Annotated in this window: 14 protein-coding genes and 1 other RNA gene; 4 read left to right on the top strand and 11 right to left on the bottom strand. The window is 57.9% G+C overall.

Annotation, left to right across the window (positions count from 1 at the left end):
* Both RIN56_06795 and RIN56_06790 read left to right on the top strand, forming a co-directional pair.
* Positions 1-1392 (top strand): IS110 family transposase (locus RIN56_06795; GenBank protein ID MDR7866512.1); only part of this gene is annotated, 1392 nt, incomplete at its 5' end.
* Between the two features lie 82 nt (positions 1393-1474).
* Positions 1475-1729: an AbrB/MazE/SpoVT family DNA-binding domain-containing protein gene (locus RIN56_06790; GenBank protein ID MDR7866511.1), complete on the top strand. Its 255-nt coding sequence runs from the start codon at positions 1475-1477 to the stop codon at positions 1727-1729.
* A 186-nt stretch (positions 1730-1915) separates the two neighbouring features.
* Here the strand turns inward: RIN56_06790 and RIN56_06785 are convergent, their stop codons facing one another.
* The 9 genes from RIN56_06785 to RIN56_06745 all read right to left on the bottom strand — a co-directional run bounded on the left by RIN56_06785 (position 1916) and on the right by RIN56_06745 (position 10204).
* Positions 1916-2809 (bottom strand): putative phage abortive infection protein, encoded by an 894-nt coding sequence (locus tag RIN56_06785; protein ID MDR7866510.1) that lies wholly within the window; start codon positions 2807-2809, stop codon positions 1916-1918.
* A gap of 245 nt (positions 2810-3054) precedes the next feature.
* Positions 3055-3402, bottom strand: a transfer-messenger RNA (tmRNA) gene (gene ssrA / locus RIN56_06780).
* A 90-nt stretch (positions 3403-3492) separates the two neighbouring features.
* The gene (gene smpB / locus RIN56_06775) at positions 3493-3957 is read right to left on the bottom strand and encodes an SsrA-binding protein SmpB (protein ID MDR7866509.1); all 465 of its coding nucleotides are present in this window, start codon (positions 3955-3957) and stop codon (positions 3493-3495) included.
* Positions 3958-4065: 108 nt separating this feature from the next.
* A complete protein-coding gene (locus RIN56_06770; protein MDR7866508.1) occupies positions 4066-4227 on the bottom strand; it encodes a DUF1540 domain-containing protein in 162 nt (53 codons plus the stop codon).
* Between the two features lie 114 nt (positions 4228-4341).
* Complete coding sequence (locus tag RIN56_06765; protein MDR7866507.1) at positions 4342-5610, bottom strand: lactate racemase domain-containing protein; 1269 nt, start codon at positions 5608-5610, stop codon at positions 4342-4344.
* 23 nt (positions 5611-5633) lie between these two features.
* Positions 5634-6584 (bottom strand): DUF362 domain-containing protein, encoded by a 951-nt coding sequence (locus RIN56_06760; GenBank protein MDR7866506.1) that lies wholly within the window; start codon positions 6582-6584, stop codon positions 5634-5636.
* A gap of 80 nt (positions 6585-6664) precedes the next feature.
* Complete coding sequence (rnr, locus tag RIN56_06755; protein ID MDR7866505.1) at positions 6665-9052, bottom strand: ribonuclease R; 2388 nt, start codon at positions 9050-9052, stop codon at positions 6665-6667.
* A gap of 4 nt (positions 9053-9056) precedes the next feature.
* On the bottom strand, positions 9057-9452 hold the full coding sequence (locus tag RIN56_06750) for a PaaI family thioesterase (GenBank protein MDR7866504.1): 396 nt from the start codon (positions 9450-9452) through the stop codon (positions 9057-9059).
* Positions 9453-9466: 14 nt separating this feature from the next.
* Positions 9467-10204, bottom strand: a complete 738-nt coding sequence (locus RIN56_06745) for an alpha/beta fold hydrolase (protein MDR7866503.1) — start codon at positions 10202-10204, stop codon at positions 9467-9469.
* A 167-nt stretch (positions 10205-10371) separates the two neighbouring features.
* On the opposite strand from RIN56_06745, the gene RIN56_06740 reads away from it, so the two are divergent.
* Positions 10372-10746 (top strand): VOC family protein, encoded by a 375-nt coding sequence (locus RIN56_06740; GenBank protein ID MDR7866502.1) that lies wholly within the window; start codon positions 10372-10374, stop codon positions 10744-10746.
* A 52-nt stretch (positions 10747-10798) separates the two neighbouring features.
* Here the strand turns inward: RIN56_06740 and RIN56_06735 are convergent, their stop codons facing one another.
* The gene (locus RIN56_06735) at positions 10799-12820 is read right to left on the bottom strand and encodes a sodium-translocating pyrophosphatase (protein MDR7866501.1); all 2022 of its coding nucleotides are present in this window, start codon (positions 12818-12820) and stop codon (positions 10799-10801) included.
* Positions 12821-12927: 107 nt separating this feature from the next.
* On the opposite strand from RIN56_06735, the gene RIN56_06730 reads away from it, so the two are divergent.
* Positions 12928-13830 (top strand): LysR family transcriptional regulator, encoded by a 903-nt coding sequence (locus RIN56_06730; protein MDR7866500.1) that lies wholly within the window; start codon positions 12928-12930, stop codon positions 13828-13830.
* Between the two features lie 55 nt (positions 13831-13885).
* Here RIN56_06730 and RIN56_06725 read toward each other — a convergent pair whose 3' ends face one another.
* Positions 13886-15271: a sodium:alanine symporter family protein gene (locus tag RIN56_06725; GenBank protein ID MDR7866499.1), complete on the bottom strand. Its 1386-nt coding sequence runs from the start codon at positions 15269-15271 to the stop codon at positions 13886-13888.
* Positions 15272-15296: the final 25 nt, after the last annotated feature.

Genomic DNA, 15296 nt, shown 5'->3' with positions numbered 1-15296 from the left:
ATGTCATCAACACGCTGTTCGAACAGAAACAACAGTAACCCGTCGCCACAAACATGCAAATTTCAAACGCCACTTTCATGCAAAATCAAATCGGCATTGACATCTGCTACGGTCATTCCACCGTGCAAGTATTTCGTCGGTATAGATATCGGTTATAAGAACCACGAAGCAGCCGTGATACCCCTAGAGGCCTTTGCGAGTAAAACACAGTCATGGAAGCGAGTGAAAACATTCAAATTTAGTTCTGATGGCCATGGTATCTGTGTCCTGTTAGAGGCGCTAACCCGAAATTCACTTAATCCACGCGACTTTTGCATTTTAATGGAGCCGGCGAGTGTTTACTACGATTTCGGTTTAAGAACAGCGATAGAACAGGCAGGTTATAGTATTTTCACGGTCCCTGGCAGAGCCGTCAAAGATTTTCGGGAAAGAGATTTGGGTATCTCTGAGAAAAGCGACCGTATTGACAGCAAAGTAATCGCTTATTTAGGTTATCAAAAGACGTTAACCCCATCCATACACGGCATAAGAATCGATAGGTCTTTAACACTGATGAAAAACCCATTCAAAATCTTGGCGTACGAAAGACTTTCAATTCAAAGACAACTCAACCGGAGAAAGAGTCAGCTTCAACTGATTTTAAACATTAGTCACCCAGAAATCAAAAGCATATTCCCTTCTAGGCTTACTAGAATAGCAATAAGGCGCATGATAACAAAGTATCCGACCGGTAACCAGATAGCGGCCACATCTGTTGAAACCCTACAACAGGAGCTTCTTGAATGTGGTATCAGGCGTTATTCATTACAGAAAGCTACCGAGTGGAAGGGTTTGCTTCAGAGTAGCATCCCCCTAGAAATACCCTATCTATTAGATTATCAGAGATTTATTATCGAGGACGTTGACCATATGGAGGCAATGATTGAACAAGTCGACGCTGAAATCAAGAAAATGGTTGACGAACATCCGTATAAGGAAATTCTTTGGTCACTACCAGTCATGGGTTATCCTTGGGCATGTATGTTGATTGGTGTAATCGGGGATGTAACTAGGTTCCCTACATATAAACAGTTCAAAAAATACATGGGGTTTACTCCCGAAAACAAGGCATCGGGCACGTCGCTGAAAAAGACGCGTCTTTCCTTGAGTGGGGTAAGGCCGGTTCGCCGCGTGCTATTCTTTATGTCCCTTGTACTTTTGGCACCTAAAACTAAACAAAATCCGTTCAAACTCTTCTATAATCGGTTACTAGGTCGAAATATGCCAAGAAAGAAAGCGATTGGTCACGTTGCCGGAAAATTAGCGCAGGTTATTTATGGATGCCTAAAGTATAATCGACTTTACGACCCTGCTATCCATTTGCGGGCAATGGAGGCAAGTTCTCAAAAGTAATAGCGATAGCAGGAGTGTCGAGGGAATCATCGAACAAGTTTGTGATACGCTACGTGCAAATGATATTCTCGGAGTTGGCTATATGAAATCAACTGGTATTGTTAGAAAGATGGATGCGCTCGGACGCATAGTAATCCCCGTTGAATTAAGACAAAAATTAAACCTGTCACAAAATGACCTCGTCGAATTAAGGGAAGTCGATGGCAAAGTAGTTCTATCAAAACATTCGTCTTCCGAGTGCATCTTCTGTAATAGCAGCCATAATCTTTCTTATTTCAAAGGCCAGTCAATTTGTCGCAAATGCTTAATAGCAGCTCAAAATACGGTGGACTCTTAGTCGCTTTTTCGTGATAAAAACTTTTCTAAGAGGTTTGTCTACGAACTAGAAAGACAACCTTAGAGAAATTTCCAAAAAATAAGCCCCGACTCCTTGCGCATATGAACAAATGGACTGCCACAAGGCAGCCCATTTTCAATTCTTAAAGTGATTACCCTGACTTAACGTTGGGTTAATTTGATATAATTATGCGGTAGTTTTCCCTAAAATAATATTCCAAAGTGCAGTATCGCCGTAGTATCCCCAATGTTTACCAAGTAACTTTGTATTAATATTATCAAATAGGTGATATTTTTCAATAAGCGGTCTAAACTTATCGTACCCTTCCCCAACCATGCAATTATAAAAAAGAAGAACTAGTTCGTATGATGATAATTGAGCCCTTAATAGCCTAACATAGTCATATTTTTCTTCAGGCGACAAAACGGAATTAGGTGTTTCATCGACAAACTTTACAATATGATATAGATTCCTAAAGTAGTGACCTATAAATCGCTGATGCTCCGAAAAAAAGCTAGTCCAAGCATCTACAATATAACGCATATCTGTTTGCTGATTAGGTTGTTGCCCTCCGCCAGCATTAATTATACCATTATATAATTGGGTAAATCTTATTGAAGCTTGTTCATAATAACTACGGCCATTATAGTTAATTAATGGAGCGTCGATACTGCCATTAGCAGGCAAAGCATAATAAGTCCCGTTTACAATTTCATGGTGAAATGATAATAGTTGAAAGTAGCTACCCTCAAACCTTTGTCTAGCTAATGTTGTGTTTTGTTGAATAAATTGTTCACGAGTAGAACTAAGTTCTTGGCGCGTTAATCCTAATTCTTCGGTTTGAGTTTTAAAAGCTAAAAACAGAATTATAAAGCTAGCTAATGTAAAAAAAGGTATTGTTACTCCGCCAATCCAGTCTGATACCTGGCCTAGTTTTCCAATCTGCTCGATGGTTAGCGGCCAAGGACCATTATAATTCCATCTACTATAGAATGTGTTGAAAGTAATAAATGGACTGACAAAACCAGCTAAAACTATCAAAAAGGCAATTCCCTGCCAGCTTAATGCCTTCTTTAACATATTTCCCTAGGCCCCTTTCTTCATTTACTTGTGTCTTCTATTATAATATACTTCCCAATAATTAGGTAAAAACTATTTGAGTCACCTGCAGGCCACCCGCAATGGATAAAAGGGTTACTCCCCACGAAGCAGTAAAGCTTGATATGACCTTTCAATTAGAGCATAAAATTAAAGCATATAATGTCACGAACGACATTATATGCTTTAATTGACATACGCGGGTTTTCGGCTTTTCCGAATTTGCATGGTGGAGGCGAGGGGAGTCGAACCCCTGTCCAAAGGCATCGCTGCACAGGCTTCTCCGAGCGCAGTCTATGGTTTAGATTTCGCCCCGTCGCCGCCCACAGACAGGCTGCTCAGGCGCTATCTCGATAAAGTTTCCCAGTCGGCCCTCCGAGAATTGGGCTTTAGGTATCCCGTTAAGTGACGCCCTATCCTAGGCCACGGGACGAGCGTAGGTAGGACGTTAGCATTAAGCTGCTAAAGCGTATTCTTCGTTGGCAGTTAACTTTGTCCCACCGTATTGACGGGCAGATGGAACCCCGGCTCGCTACCTGTACCACAACTACCCCTGTCGAAACCAGTACGCCCCCGAATTATCTCCGGGCGTTCATGGATAAACGCCAGCCAACGGAATATGCTTCTGTCATATCATTATAACATAAAAACGATTCTCCGTCCAATCAGCACTTCTGCCTATCGCGAAACTCCCTGTCCATCTCCCGCTTCGCATCCCGCTCGGCGATATCCTGGCGTTTGTCGTACGTATGCTTGCCGCTCGCCAGCCCCAGCTCCAGCTTCGCCTTGCCGCGGGTGAAATAAAGCTTCAGCGGCACCAGCGTATACCCCTTCTCCTTCGTCTTGCCGATCAGCTTGTTGATCTCCACACGGTGCATCAGCAGCTTGCGCGTCCTTAAGGGCTCATGGTTGAACCGGTTGCCCTGATCGTACGGGCTGATATGCATATTGTGCAGCATCAGCTCCCCGTTGTCCACCCTTGCATAGCTGTCCTTCAGGTTCGCCCGGCCCGCCCGCAGAGACTTAACCTCCGTCCCGGTCAGCACCAGGCCGGCCTCGTACGTCTCATGGATATGATAATCGTGCCGCGCCTTGCGGTTCTCCGACACTATCTTGATACCCTCGGCCACCGGTTTCACCCCGCTTTCCCGTGCACGATATATTATAGCAATTCGGCGCCGTAAACACAACCGGCTTACGCAAAACAAGCGGCCCGGAGCTCAGCCCCGGGCCACCCTCTACCCCTTATTACCGGCCATGAACGTGTGACAGTTCGTCTCCGCCGTATACCCTGCGGTATAGCCGCCGCCGTCCACATTCACCTCGATCGCATCTGCCGTGCATTTGCGGTCCTCCCAAAACTTACAGTTCCTCACCGTGCACATAACATCCCGTGCCATGCCCTCACCTCCTGCCGCTATTATGCTCCCCCGCCGCATCGCTATACGCCTTTCCTGCCCAAAAAAGGGCCGCCGCCGGTTACCCGGCGGCGGCCCTTTTCCGCAACCACATACTCATAAAAGATTGCCGGCGGCATCGAAAGGCAGCCCGTACGGCTCGCCTGTGGCAGCCATGCACCGGCTCCCCGCCACCTCGGCCAGCAGGCTCTCCGCCACCTCGATCTCATCCAGCGCCACCGTGTTTCTGATCCTCACCAGGCGCACCGCGCCCTTGTCGGCGATATTGCACGTCTTGATCGCCGCCTGGATCGCCTGGCGGTCATTTCCCAGCACCATCGGGATCTTCACGCTCGCTGGCGCCGTTGTCGTCAGCGAATTCGGATACGTATTCGCGAAATCAAACTTGTCGAAAACCCGCCGGGTCGTGAAATCGGCCAGCCCCAGCCCGTTGGCGTTCCCTTTCGTGCGCGCCGTCAGGTCCAGCACCGCCACCCGCGCGATGCGCGGGCCGCCGCTGATATTCGGCGTATGATAACGCCCCACCACGTTGGTATCGAACCCCGTGCCGCTGATATCCTTGCCGATCTCGTCGATCACCAGCACATCCAGGCTGTCGAAAAACAGGCGGGGGCAAAGCCGCCACGCCTCTTCTAAGAGCGCCGGCTCCTCGGCCATTATCTCGCTTGCGGCCAGCACAGCCAGCCGGCTCGTCTCGTGATAGGCGTTCTCGATAATCGCCACCCCGGCGATGACATTGGCTCCGGCCAAAGTCACCGCCGCCATCTCCCGGATATTCTCCGCCATCATGCCGGCGCCCATATCGTGGCAGGTATCCGCCCCCCGCTGTTTGCCCAGCCCGATCACGAGCATCTTCGCCAGGCCGCTCTCGTACGGGCCGCGAAACGCCACATGGGGCTTGATGCGGTTAACGACGATTATCCCGTCCGCCTCATAGGCATACCTGTCCAGATAAACGGGCAGCCCTGCCGCCGTGCGCCCGACCTCCACCGTCTCCATCGTCGCCCTGATCGGCGCCCCCACCGCATCCTCGGTAATACCCATCCCGGCCAGCATACTTCGCTGCCCCTCGGCCGTAGCGCCGCCGTGGCTGCCCATCGCCGGCACCAAAAAAGCCTCGCCGCCGGCCTCCCTGACGGCATTCGCCAGCGTCCTCAGCATCGCGGGCAGCGCCGTTATCCCCCGGCTGCCCGCGGTAATAGCGATCTTCTGGCCGCGCTTCACGCCCGCCAGCGTCCCCTTTGCTTTCAGTTGGGCCGCCAACTCGGCGATAGCGTCCTTAAGCTGCGGCCGTTCGAACGATTGCCGCACCCGCACCACGCGGGGTATAGCTACGCCGTCCAACAGCCTGTCAACTGCATTCATCAAACTTCCTCCCCCGGCAAAACTCACGCCTTACGCACCGGCGCCTTATCTATATCCATACTGCCGACGCCCAATTCCGCCGCTATGCGGATATAATCGACCTCCGCCGGTTTCAGCCCGAACAGCGTCGCCCCATAAGCGTCCACCGCCACCGGATCGGTGCCGAAAACCAGTTGATTGTACTCGCGGATCGGCCCCGGCCCCATCGGCCCGTTGTCGGTTATGCCGCGCAGCGCGTCCAGGATGGTCAGGTGCGGCTTCTTGAACGCCGCCGTCTCCGCGATGCAGCGGTGCAGATCGGTGCGGTGGAAATAACCCCGGTCCCACACCAGCCCCATCAGATTCTTCATCCCCAGCGTCAGGCGCGTACCGTTATGATGCTTCAAGATCGGCATATTGATAAACACGTCGGCCTCCAGCACATCCTTGCTGTACTCGGCCGCCGCCAGCACCTGGCCGCCGATCTGCACCGGTTTAAAATACTTATCGCGGCCGCTGTTGAGCGTATAAATCTGCCCGCCGGCCGCCGCCACCGCCGTCTTCATCCCCGTTTTCTCCAGGCATATCGTCGGATTGGTGAACGGGTGGTCGATAACCTTCACCGTCTTGGCCCCGGCCGCCAGGCACGAGCGCACCAACGCCCCCACCAGCACGATATTCGTCGTGGCCGCCTCCTCCGGCGCGCGCGGCACGCTGAAATTCGGCTTCAGCACCACCGTCGCCCCCGGCTTCACCAACGCCCCGATGCCGCCGAGAGCCGCCAGACCCCGCGCCAGCATCTCGGCCGGGTCGGCGCCCTCGGCCACCACCAGCTCGCCGCCGCCCGCAGGCGCGCCAACCGTAGTGGCCGGCGTCCTGCCTGCGCCCACATCGGCGCGGGGCGCCGGTTTGGCCGGCGCCGGCGCACAGCCGGGCAGCAGCGTTGCCCCCAGCCCGGCCAGCGCCGCCATTCTCAGGAAATCCCTGCGATCCATCCTCTTCTCTCCCTGTCGGTTTCTCTCATATTTCCGGGAAATAACGCAAATCATCCCAAATGTCAGAGCAATGTCAGCGTTTATGTCAGAGTTTTGCCAGATTCTGTCCGTCTTTTGCCAGAGCCCCTAGGCCGCTTGCGTTTCGTGCCCGGCGGCCGCTTCTTAGCCGCCTCGCCGGCGGGCTTAGCGCCTCCCGCCCCGGCGGCGGCAGGCTTCTTGCCGCCCTCCTTGGCCGGCTTGCCCGGCCTGGCCGGCCCGCTCTTCGCCTGTTTGCCCTTATCGCCGTCCTTGGGCTTGCGCCCCTGGCCGCCGCCCTTGCCCCGGTGGTTCTTGGGCCCGCGGGCCGCGGCGTCGCCGGCCAGCACGAAATCGATCGTCCGTTCCGCCGGGTTGACCTTCACCAGCGTCACCTTCGCCGCGTCGCCCAGCCGGTAAACCTTGCCGGTCCGCTGGCCAATGAGCGAGTAGCGGTCCTCGTCGTAGCGGTAGTAATCGTCATCCATGCTCGACACATGGACAAGCCCCTCGATGCCGTTCTCCAGCTCGACGAACAGGCCGAAAGCAGTCACGCCGCTGATCGCCCCGGCGAACTCGTCGCCGACGAACTGCGCCATATACTCGACCTTCTTGAGGTCGACCGTATCCCGTTCCGCCTCCGCCGCCGCCCGTTCACGCTGCGACGAGTGGAGGGATATCTCCGGCAGGACGGCGGCCAGCTTCTGGCGGCGCTTGGCGGAGATATCGCCGGACTTGAACGTCTCGCGCAGGATGCGGTGAACGATGAGATCGGGATAACGCCGGATCGGCGAAGTGAAATGAGTGTAATACGAAGCCGCCAGGCCGAAATGGCCGAGGTTCTCCGCCTCGTAGCGCGCCTGCTTCAGCGACCTGAGCATCACCGTGCTTATCAGCCGCTCCTCCGGCCGGCCGGCCACCCGGCCCAGCACCTTCTGCAGCGCCTTGGGGCGGATGTCGTCCGGCTTGGAAAGCGCCTGGCCGAAGTTGTGGAGCAGGTTGTTGAGCTTGGCCATCTTCTCCGGGTCGGGTTCCTCATGGACGCGGAAAACAAACGGCACGCCCAGCTTGTCCATATGCTCGGCCACCGTCTCGTTGGCCGCCAGCATAAACTCCTCGACGATCGACTCCGCGATGCTGCGGACCCGCTTCTCCACGGCCACCGGCCGCCCCTGCTCGTCCAGCTTAACCTTCAGCTCAGGGAAATCGAAGTCGATAGCGCCGCGGTTTAGCCGCCGCTGGCGAAGGATGTGGCACAGGCGCTCCATCTCGGCCAGTTGGCCGAGGAGCGGCCGGTACTGTTCCTTCAGTTCCCCGTCGTCCTCGGCGAGGATGCGGCGGACGATGTTATAGGAAAGCCGGGTGTGAACGCGGATGACGCTCGGGAAAAGCTCATAGCTCACCACCCGTCCGCGCGGGTCGATCTCCATATGCGCCGACATCGCCAGCCGGTCGACGCCCGCGTTTAAAGAACAAATGCCGTTCGAGAGGCGATGGGGCAGCATCGGCAGCACGCGGTCGACGAGATAGACGCTCGTCCCGCGCTCCCTGGCCTCGTCATCGAGCGGGCTATTCTCTTTCACATAATAGCTGACATCGGCGATATGCACGCCGAGCAGATAATGGCCGTTCTGGCGCCGCTCTACATACACGGCGTCGTCGAGATCCTTGGCGTCCTCGGCATCGATAGTGACCACCGGCAGCGCGCGCAGATCGCGACGCCCCTTCGTCTCCTCCTCGCCCACCGTCTCGCGGCAACGGGCGGCGGCGGCCTCCACCTCGGGAGGAAAAGCGGTCGAAAGGTTGTGCTTCTTGATGATAGCGAGAATCTCGATGCCCGGGTCGCCCTTGCAGCCCAGCACCTCCGTCACGCGGCCCTCGGCGCTCCGTTTGCCCTCCGGCCATCTGGTGATCTCCACGACCACCTTGCAGCCGTTCTCAGCCTCGCCCCATTCGTCCCGCGGCACGAAAACATCCTGACGGAGGCGGGCGTCGTCCGGCGTCACGAACGCATAGTGGCGGCTGGCCTCGAACGTGCCGACGATCCTGACGTTGGCCCGTTTGACCACCCGGATTATCTCCCCCTCGCGGGCCTTGCCGCCCGGCCGCTGGCCGTGCACCCGCGCCACCACCCGGTCGCGGTTCATTGCGCCGGCCATCGCGTCGGGGGGTATATACACATCGGCCTCGTCGGGGCTGTCGGGGATGACGAAGCCAAAGCCCTTCTCGCTGGCCGACAGCATCCCCACCACCAGGTTCATGTGTTCGGGCACGCCGTACTTGCCGAACCTGGTCTTGATAACCTCGGCGTCCTCTTCCATTTGCGCCAGCAGCGGCCAGAAATCGGCCAGCTCCTTCGCCTTCAGGCCAAGGCCGGCGGCCAGATCGTCCGGCGCCAGCGGCCTGTACGCCTCCTCGCGCATAAAAGCGAGGATTCTATCTTTGAGCGTCATCGGTTCACTTCCTCATAACCATCACGGTGGCCTTGCCCTCGGCGGTGACGGTGCCGTCCTCCAGCGCTACCGTGCCGGCCGTTTCGTATATCCTGCCCCGCTTGCTCGCGATCCATCCCGTCACGGTCAGCTCCTTGCCCACCGGGGTCGGCTGGCGGTATCTTATCTCCAGGCGGGCGGTCACAGTATTTTCGCCCTTGGCGTACGGGTAGCGGGCCATGATCTCGTCCAGCAGCGTGCTAACGATGCCGCCGTGAACGATGCCGTCGTAACCCTGGTGTTCAGGGCCGGCGGTAAAACGGGCCACATACTTGTCCCCCTCCTCGCTGAACCTCAGCTTCAGGCCGATGGGGTTATTGGGCCCGCAGGCAAAGCACCATGTATTGCGTTCGTCTTCCATTAGTTTGTCTCCCTTCAGTCGTCAATTGATCTTGCTGTCAGAAAGCTGTCTATATAGCGGAAAAGCCGCTCGTGCTCAACATCGATGGTCGCCACGTGACCCGACCGTTCCAGCCAGATTATCTTCTTGTCCCGGCTGCCGAGGCGGTTGTGGATATGGACGACGCTCTCCGGCCGCACCGTCCGGTCATGCCGCGACTGCACAAGCAGGGCCGGCCGGTTGACGAGCGGCAGCAGTCTGTCCACATGCTTTACCAGTTCCAGCAGGCTGACCACGCAGGTCAGCGGCATATAGTCGTAGGAAACGTTATAGCGCTCGTTGACCGTCAGCCGGCGCTTCTCCTGGCGCTGAAAATTGCGGAACAGACGGAAGAACGGCAGCAGCTTTACGCGCTTGTCAAGCAAGTATATCGGTGCGTTCACGACTGCGATCCTGTCGATAGGATGCTCGGCCGCCAGTTTAAGGGCCAGCAGCCCTCCCATCGACAAGCCGACGACTGATACCTCCCGGCACAGGCCCCGCAGCAGATGGTAGCCGTCCTCCACATCGCCGTACCAATGGGGCCACCTGGTGCCCGCCATCTCCGCCGGGCTGCTGCCGTGCCCGGCCAGGCGCGGCCCCAGGACGGTGTAACCTCTGCCGTGCAGGTACTCGCCCAAGAGGCGCATCTCGGCCGGCGCGCCGGTAAACCCGTGGATAAGCAGCACACCCCGGTCGCCCCCCGGCAGGAGGAACGGCTCGGCCCCGCGCATAATCGCCACCAGGCATCCCTCCATTGTCCTTGGTAACATTTATTATACCATTTTCAGGCATGGCCAGGCAAAGCGGGGAGATTCGACCATGGCTCTTACAAAATATGGCTGCCCCAGCACCGCATGGGTTATAATAAACATAGTAATCAGGCAGGAGCGTGATAAAAATGGCTGACAAGATCAACCCCGTGATCTGGTTCGAAATTCCCGTGACCGATATGCCGCGCGGCCAAGCCTTTTACGAGGCGGTCTTCGGCTTTAAGCTCGAAGTCGTCGACTCAGGCGAGCGGCAGATGGCCATGTTCCCGATGGAGATGAACACAATCGGCGCCGGCGGCGCGCTCGTGAAGGGTAAGGAGAACGTGCCGTCCCATACCGGCACAATCGTCTACTTCGCCGTACCCGACATCACCGCCACCCTGACCAAAATCGCCGCCCACAACGGCAAAACGCTCGTCCCCAAGACCGATATCGGGCAATACGGCTTCTTCGGGCTCTTCGAAGACAGCGAAGGCAACTGCATCGGCCTGCACTCGATGTAGCAAGTACAAACAAAAACGACACCGGCCTCAAGGCCGGTGTCGTTCGTCATTTCTAAAAGAAGAGCAGGGGCGCGATGATCAGCGATATCGTCCCCGCCACCTTGATGAGCGGGTTCATCGCCGGGCCGGAGGTGTCCTTGAACGGGTCGCCGACCGTGTCGCCGATGACGGCCGCCGCGTGGGCGGGAGTGCCCTTGCCGCCGTGCTGGCCGCCTTCGATGAATTTCTTGGCGTTGTCCCAGGCGCCGCCCGCGTTGGACATGAAGATGGCGAGCAGCACACCGGCGGCGGTGACGCCGGCCAGGAAGCCGGCGAGCGCCTTGGCGCCCATCGCGAAGCCGACGAGCAGCGGCGCCCCTACGGCGAACACGCCGGGGAGGACCATCTCGCGGATGGCGGCCTGGGTGCTGATATCGACGCAGCGGGCGTAATCGGGGCGGCCGGTGCCTTCCATGATGCCGGGGATATCGCGGAACTGGCGGCGGACCTCGCCGATCATCTCGAACGCGGCCTTGCCGACCGCCTCCATGGTGAAAGCGCACACCAGAAACGGCAGGGCGGCGCCGAGGAAGATGCCGATGATGACGCCAGGCTCGGTGAGGTTGACGACCAGGTGTCCCCCCACCAGCAGGCCGCCGAGTTTCGGGTTCTTGGCCACCTCTTCGCCGAAGGCGGTGAAGAGAGCCAGGGCGGTCAGAGCCGCCGAGCCGATGGCGAAGCCTTTGGCGATCGCCGCCGTGGTGTTGCCGACCGCGTCGAGCCTGTCGGTAGTTTTACGGACTTCCTTGGGCATATCGGCCATTTCGGCGATGCCCCCCGCATTATCGGCGACCGGGCCGAACGAGTCGACCGCCACCACCATCCCGGCGGTGCAGAGCATGCCCATGGCTGCCATCGCGATACCGTAGATGCCGGCATATGTAAAGGCAACATAGGTGGCAACCGCAAAGACGATCATCGGCAGCGCGGTGCTCTTGAGGCCGGTGGCCACGCCGGAGATGATGTTGGTGGCCGCGCCGGTCCGCGAGGAATCGGCGATATCGCGGGTCGGGAAGTGGGCGTGAGAGGTATAGTACTCGGTGATCAGGCCGACGAGGACATTGACGACCAGGCCGGCGACGATAGCGATGAAGATGCCGAACCCTTTTTCCGCGCCGAAGGTGGCGATAGCCATGAAGTAGGCGATGACCGCGGTGATGATGTTTGTGCCCCACAGGCCGCGGTTGAGGGCCGCCTGCGGGCTGCCGTTCTCGCCGGTGCGCACCAGGAATGTGCTGGCGATGGCGGCGGCGATGCCGGCGGCGCCGAGCAGCAGCGGGAAGATGACGCCGTTGACGCCGAAAAGGGTATTGCCGATCAGCATGGCGGCGATGGCGGTGGCGCCGTAGGATTCGAACAGGTCGGCGCCCATGCCGGCGGTGTCGCCGACATTGTCGCCGACGTTGTCGGCGATGACGGCCGGATTGCGGGGATCGTCCTCAGGGATGCCGGCCTCCACTTTGCCGACCAGGTCGGCGCCGACATCGGCAGCCTTGGTGAAGATGCCGCCGCCGATGCGGGCGAAGAACGCGATGGCGCTGGCGCCGAAGGCAAAGCTGTTGATGACGACGGGATCGCGGAAAACGATATAGAGCAGCGAAACGCCGAGCAGGCCCAGACCGGCCACCGACATCCCCATTACCGCCCCGGCCCGGAACGACACGCTCAGCGCCTTGTTCAGGCTGTGGCGGGCGGCCTCGGTGGTGCGGGCGTTGGATTTGGTGGTCGATGTCATGCCGACATAGCCGGCGATGGCCGAGCATACGGCCCCGACAAGGAAGGATAATGCCAGTTGATAGCTGCCGAAGTAGTAAAGAACAACGAAAACAATGGCGGTAAACGGCACAAGGGTGCGGTACTGACGGTTGAGAAACGCCATCGCCCCTTCGAAGATGGCCTGGGAGATATCCTGCATTTTTTGGTTTCCCGGGCTCTCTCTCAGCACGCTGACCATCAGGTAGGCGGCGAAAAGCAGAGCGACAAGACCGGCGATTGGTGCGATATACAGCAGTTCCAGAAAAAGACCCCCTTCCAAAATCGGCTAGAATATGGACTTTCTTTATCTTACCGGAAGGATTAATAAGGTGCAACGTATAAATTACAATCAAAACAATAATATAAATCTTATAAGCAGGTGAAGGCATGACCTTTCAGCAACTGCAGACCTTCTGCCTGGTCGTCGAGCAGAACTCGTTCGTGCGGGCCGCCGAATGCCTCTACATGGCCCAGTCGTCGGTCAGCCAGCAGATCGCCGCACTGGAGCGCCACTTCGGGGTGGCGCTGTTCACCAGGGCCGGCAAGCGCTGCTCCGTGACCCCCGAAGGCCGGGTGCTTTATAAGACTGCCAAGGATATAATCGGCACCCTCGGCGAGCTTCCCGCCAGAATCAAAGAAGTCAACAGCCTCGGCAAAGGCCGGCTGAGGCTCGGCGCCTCGTCGACCGTCAGCACCTACCTGCTCCCTTCCCTCCTGCGCCGCTATAAGGACCGTTACCCCCACATCGACCTGTCGGTCAAGACCGACTACGGCTACAAAATAATCGACGCCGTGCGCTCCGACGATATCGACCTGGGGCTCGTCGGCCACAACCTCAACTGGCTGGCCGATCATGCCCTGAAATCCCGCCCGGTGTCCCGCGACCACCTATCGCTCATCGTCTGGCCGGGCCACGAATGGTGCGGCCGCAGCCTCGTCGAGCCGCGGGATTTGACGCGCGGCCAGGTCTTCATCCACAGTCGGCCCGATTCGGGCATGCGGTCGGTTGTCGACAAATTCATCCACCAGGAAAACCTCGTCTTCGAAACAGTGATCGAGATGGCTAACCACGAGTCGATCAAGCTGGCGGTCGAGGAAAGAATCGGCATAGCCCTGATCAGTTCGGTGGCCATCCGCCACGAACTTTCGACCGGGCGTCTGGCGGAAGTGCCGCTCAACCGGCTGAACACCATCGACAGGCGCTTCCTGCTCATCTCGCGGGCCGGCCAGGATTATAACGTTGCGGAGAAAGCGTTCGTCGACCTGCTGGAAGGCTACGACAGCCAGTAAAAATGCAACCTGCCGCCGGCGCGACGCCGGCGGCAGGTTGCATTCACGGAGCTTGTCAGCCTTTTCCCTTCTGCTTCTCGCCCGGAGCGGCGGCGAAATCCGCCGGTTCGCGGTCGAGATTGCCGTTCCAGAGGTATTCGCGGGTCTCGGACACGAGCACGCCGCTCAGCATCAGGAGACAGACGAGGTTGGGGATGGCCATCAGGCCGTTGGCGGCGTCGGCGAAATTCCACACCGCCGGCAAGCTGGCGATCGAGCCGAGGAACACCGCCACCACCCACAGGTAGCGGTACGGTTTAATAACTTTTTTGCCGAACAAATACTCGGCCGCCTTCTCGCCGTAGTAGGACCAGCCGAGGATGGTTGAGAAAACGAAGGTCAGCAGACCGATCGCCAGCACGAGCGGGCCGACCACGGGGATGGTGGCAAAAGCGGTCTTGGTTAGGGCGGCGCCTTTCAGGCCGCTCTGCCAGACGCCGGTGTTGACGAGCACCAGGCCGGTCATGGCGCACACCACCACCGTATCCCAAAAAGTGCCGGTGCTGGAGACGAGCGCCTGGCGGACGGGGTTCTTCGTCTGCGCGGCGGCGGCCACAATCGGCGCGCTGCCGAGGCCGGATTCGTTCGAAAACAGGCCGCGGGCGATGCCGAAGCGCATCGCTTCTTTCATGCCAGCTCCCAGGAAGCCGCCTACCGCCGCCTGGCCGGAGAAGGCGCTGCTGACGATAAGGGAGATCGAATCGAGGATGGTGGAAAACCCGGACAGCAGGATGACCGCACAGCCGGCGACATAGAAGACGGCCATGAAGGGCACCAATGCCTCGCACACGCGGGCGATCGACTTGATGCCGCCGAGAATGACCAGGGCGGTAAGGACGGTCATGACGATACCGGAAACATACGGCGAAACATTATAGGTTTCCTTGAGCATCGAGGCGATGGAATTGGCCTGCACAGTGTTGCCGATGCCAAAGGCGGCGATTGCGGTCAGAGCCGCGAACACGACAGCCAGCCACTTCATATTGAGCCCGCGCTCGAGAACGTACATCGGCCCGCCCGCCATCTGCCCGTCCTCGGTCTGAACCCGGTACTTGACGGACAGCAGCGCCTCCGCATACTTAGTGGCGATACCGAACACGCCGGTCAGCCACATCCACAGCACCGCGCCAGGGCCGCCGGCGGCCACGGCTGTGGCCACGCCGACAATGTTGCCTGTGCCGATGGTCGCGGCCAGCGCCGTCGTCAGCGCGCCGAACTGGCTGACATCGCCGCGCCCTTCGGTCGAGCGGGTCAGCGAAAGCTTGATCGCCTTGCCCATATACTTCTGAATGAATCCCAGTCTAAAAGTCAAATACAAGTGCGTTCCGAACAGAAGGATTATCAGCGGCAGACCCCAGACAAAATCGGCCATATCGGCAATAAACTTCTCGATACCTTGCACTGGAATACCCCTTTCTCGTTTTACG

The sequence above is a fragment of the Sporomusaceae bacterium genome (assembly GCA_031460455.1).
GTDB lineage: Bacteria > Bacillota > Negativicutes > Sporomusales > UBA7701 > Anaeroselena.
Note: the sequence above shows the minus strand (reverse complement) of the source record. Positions and strands in the feature narration are given on the sequence as shown.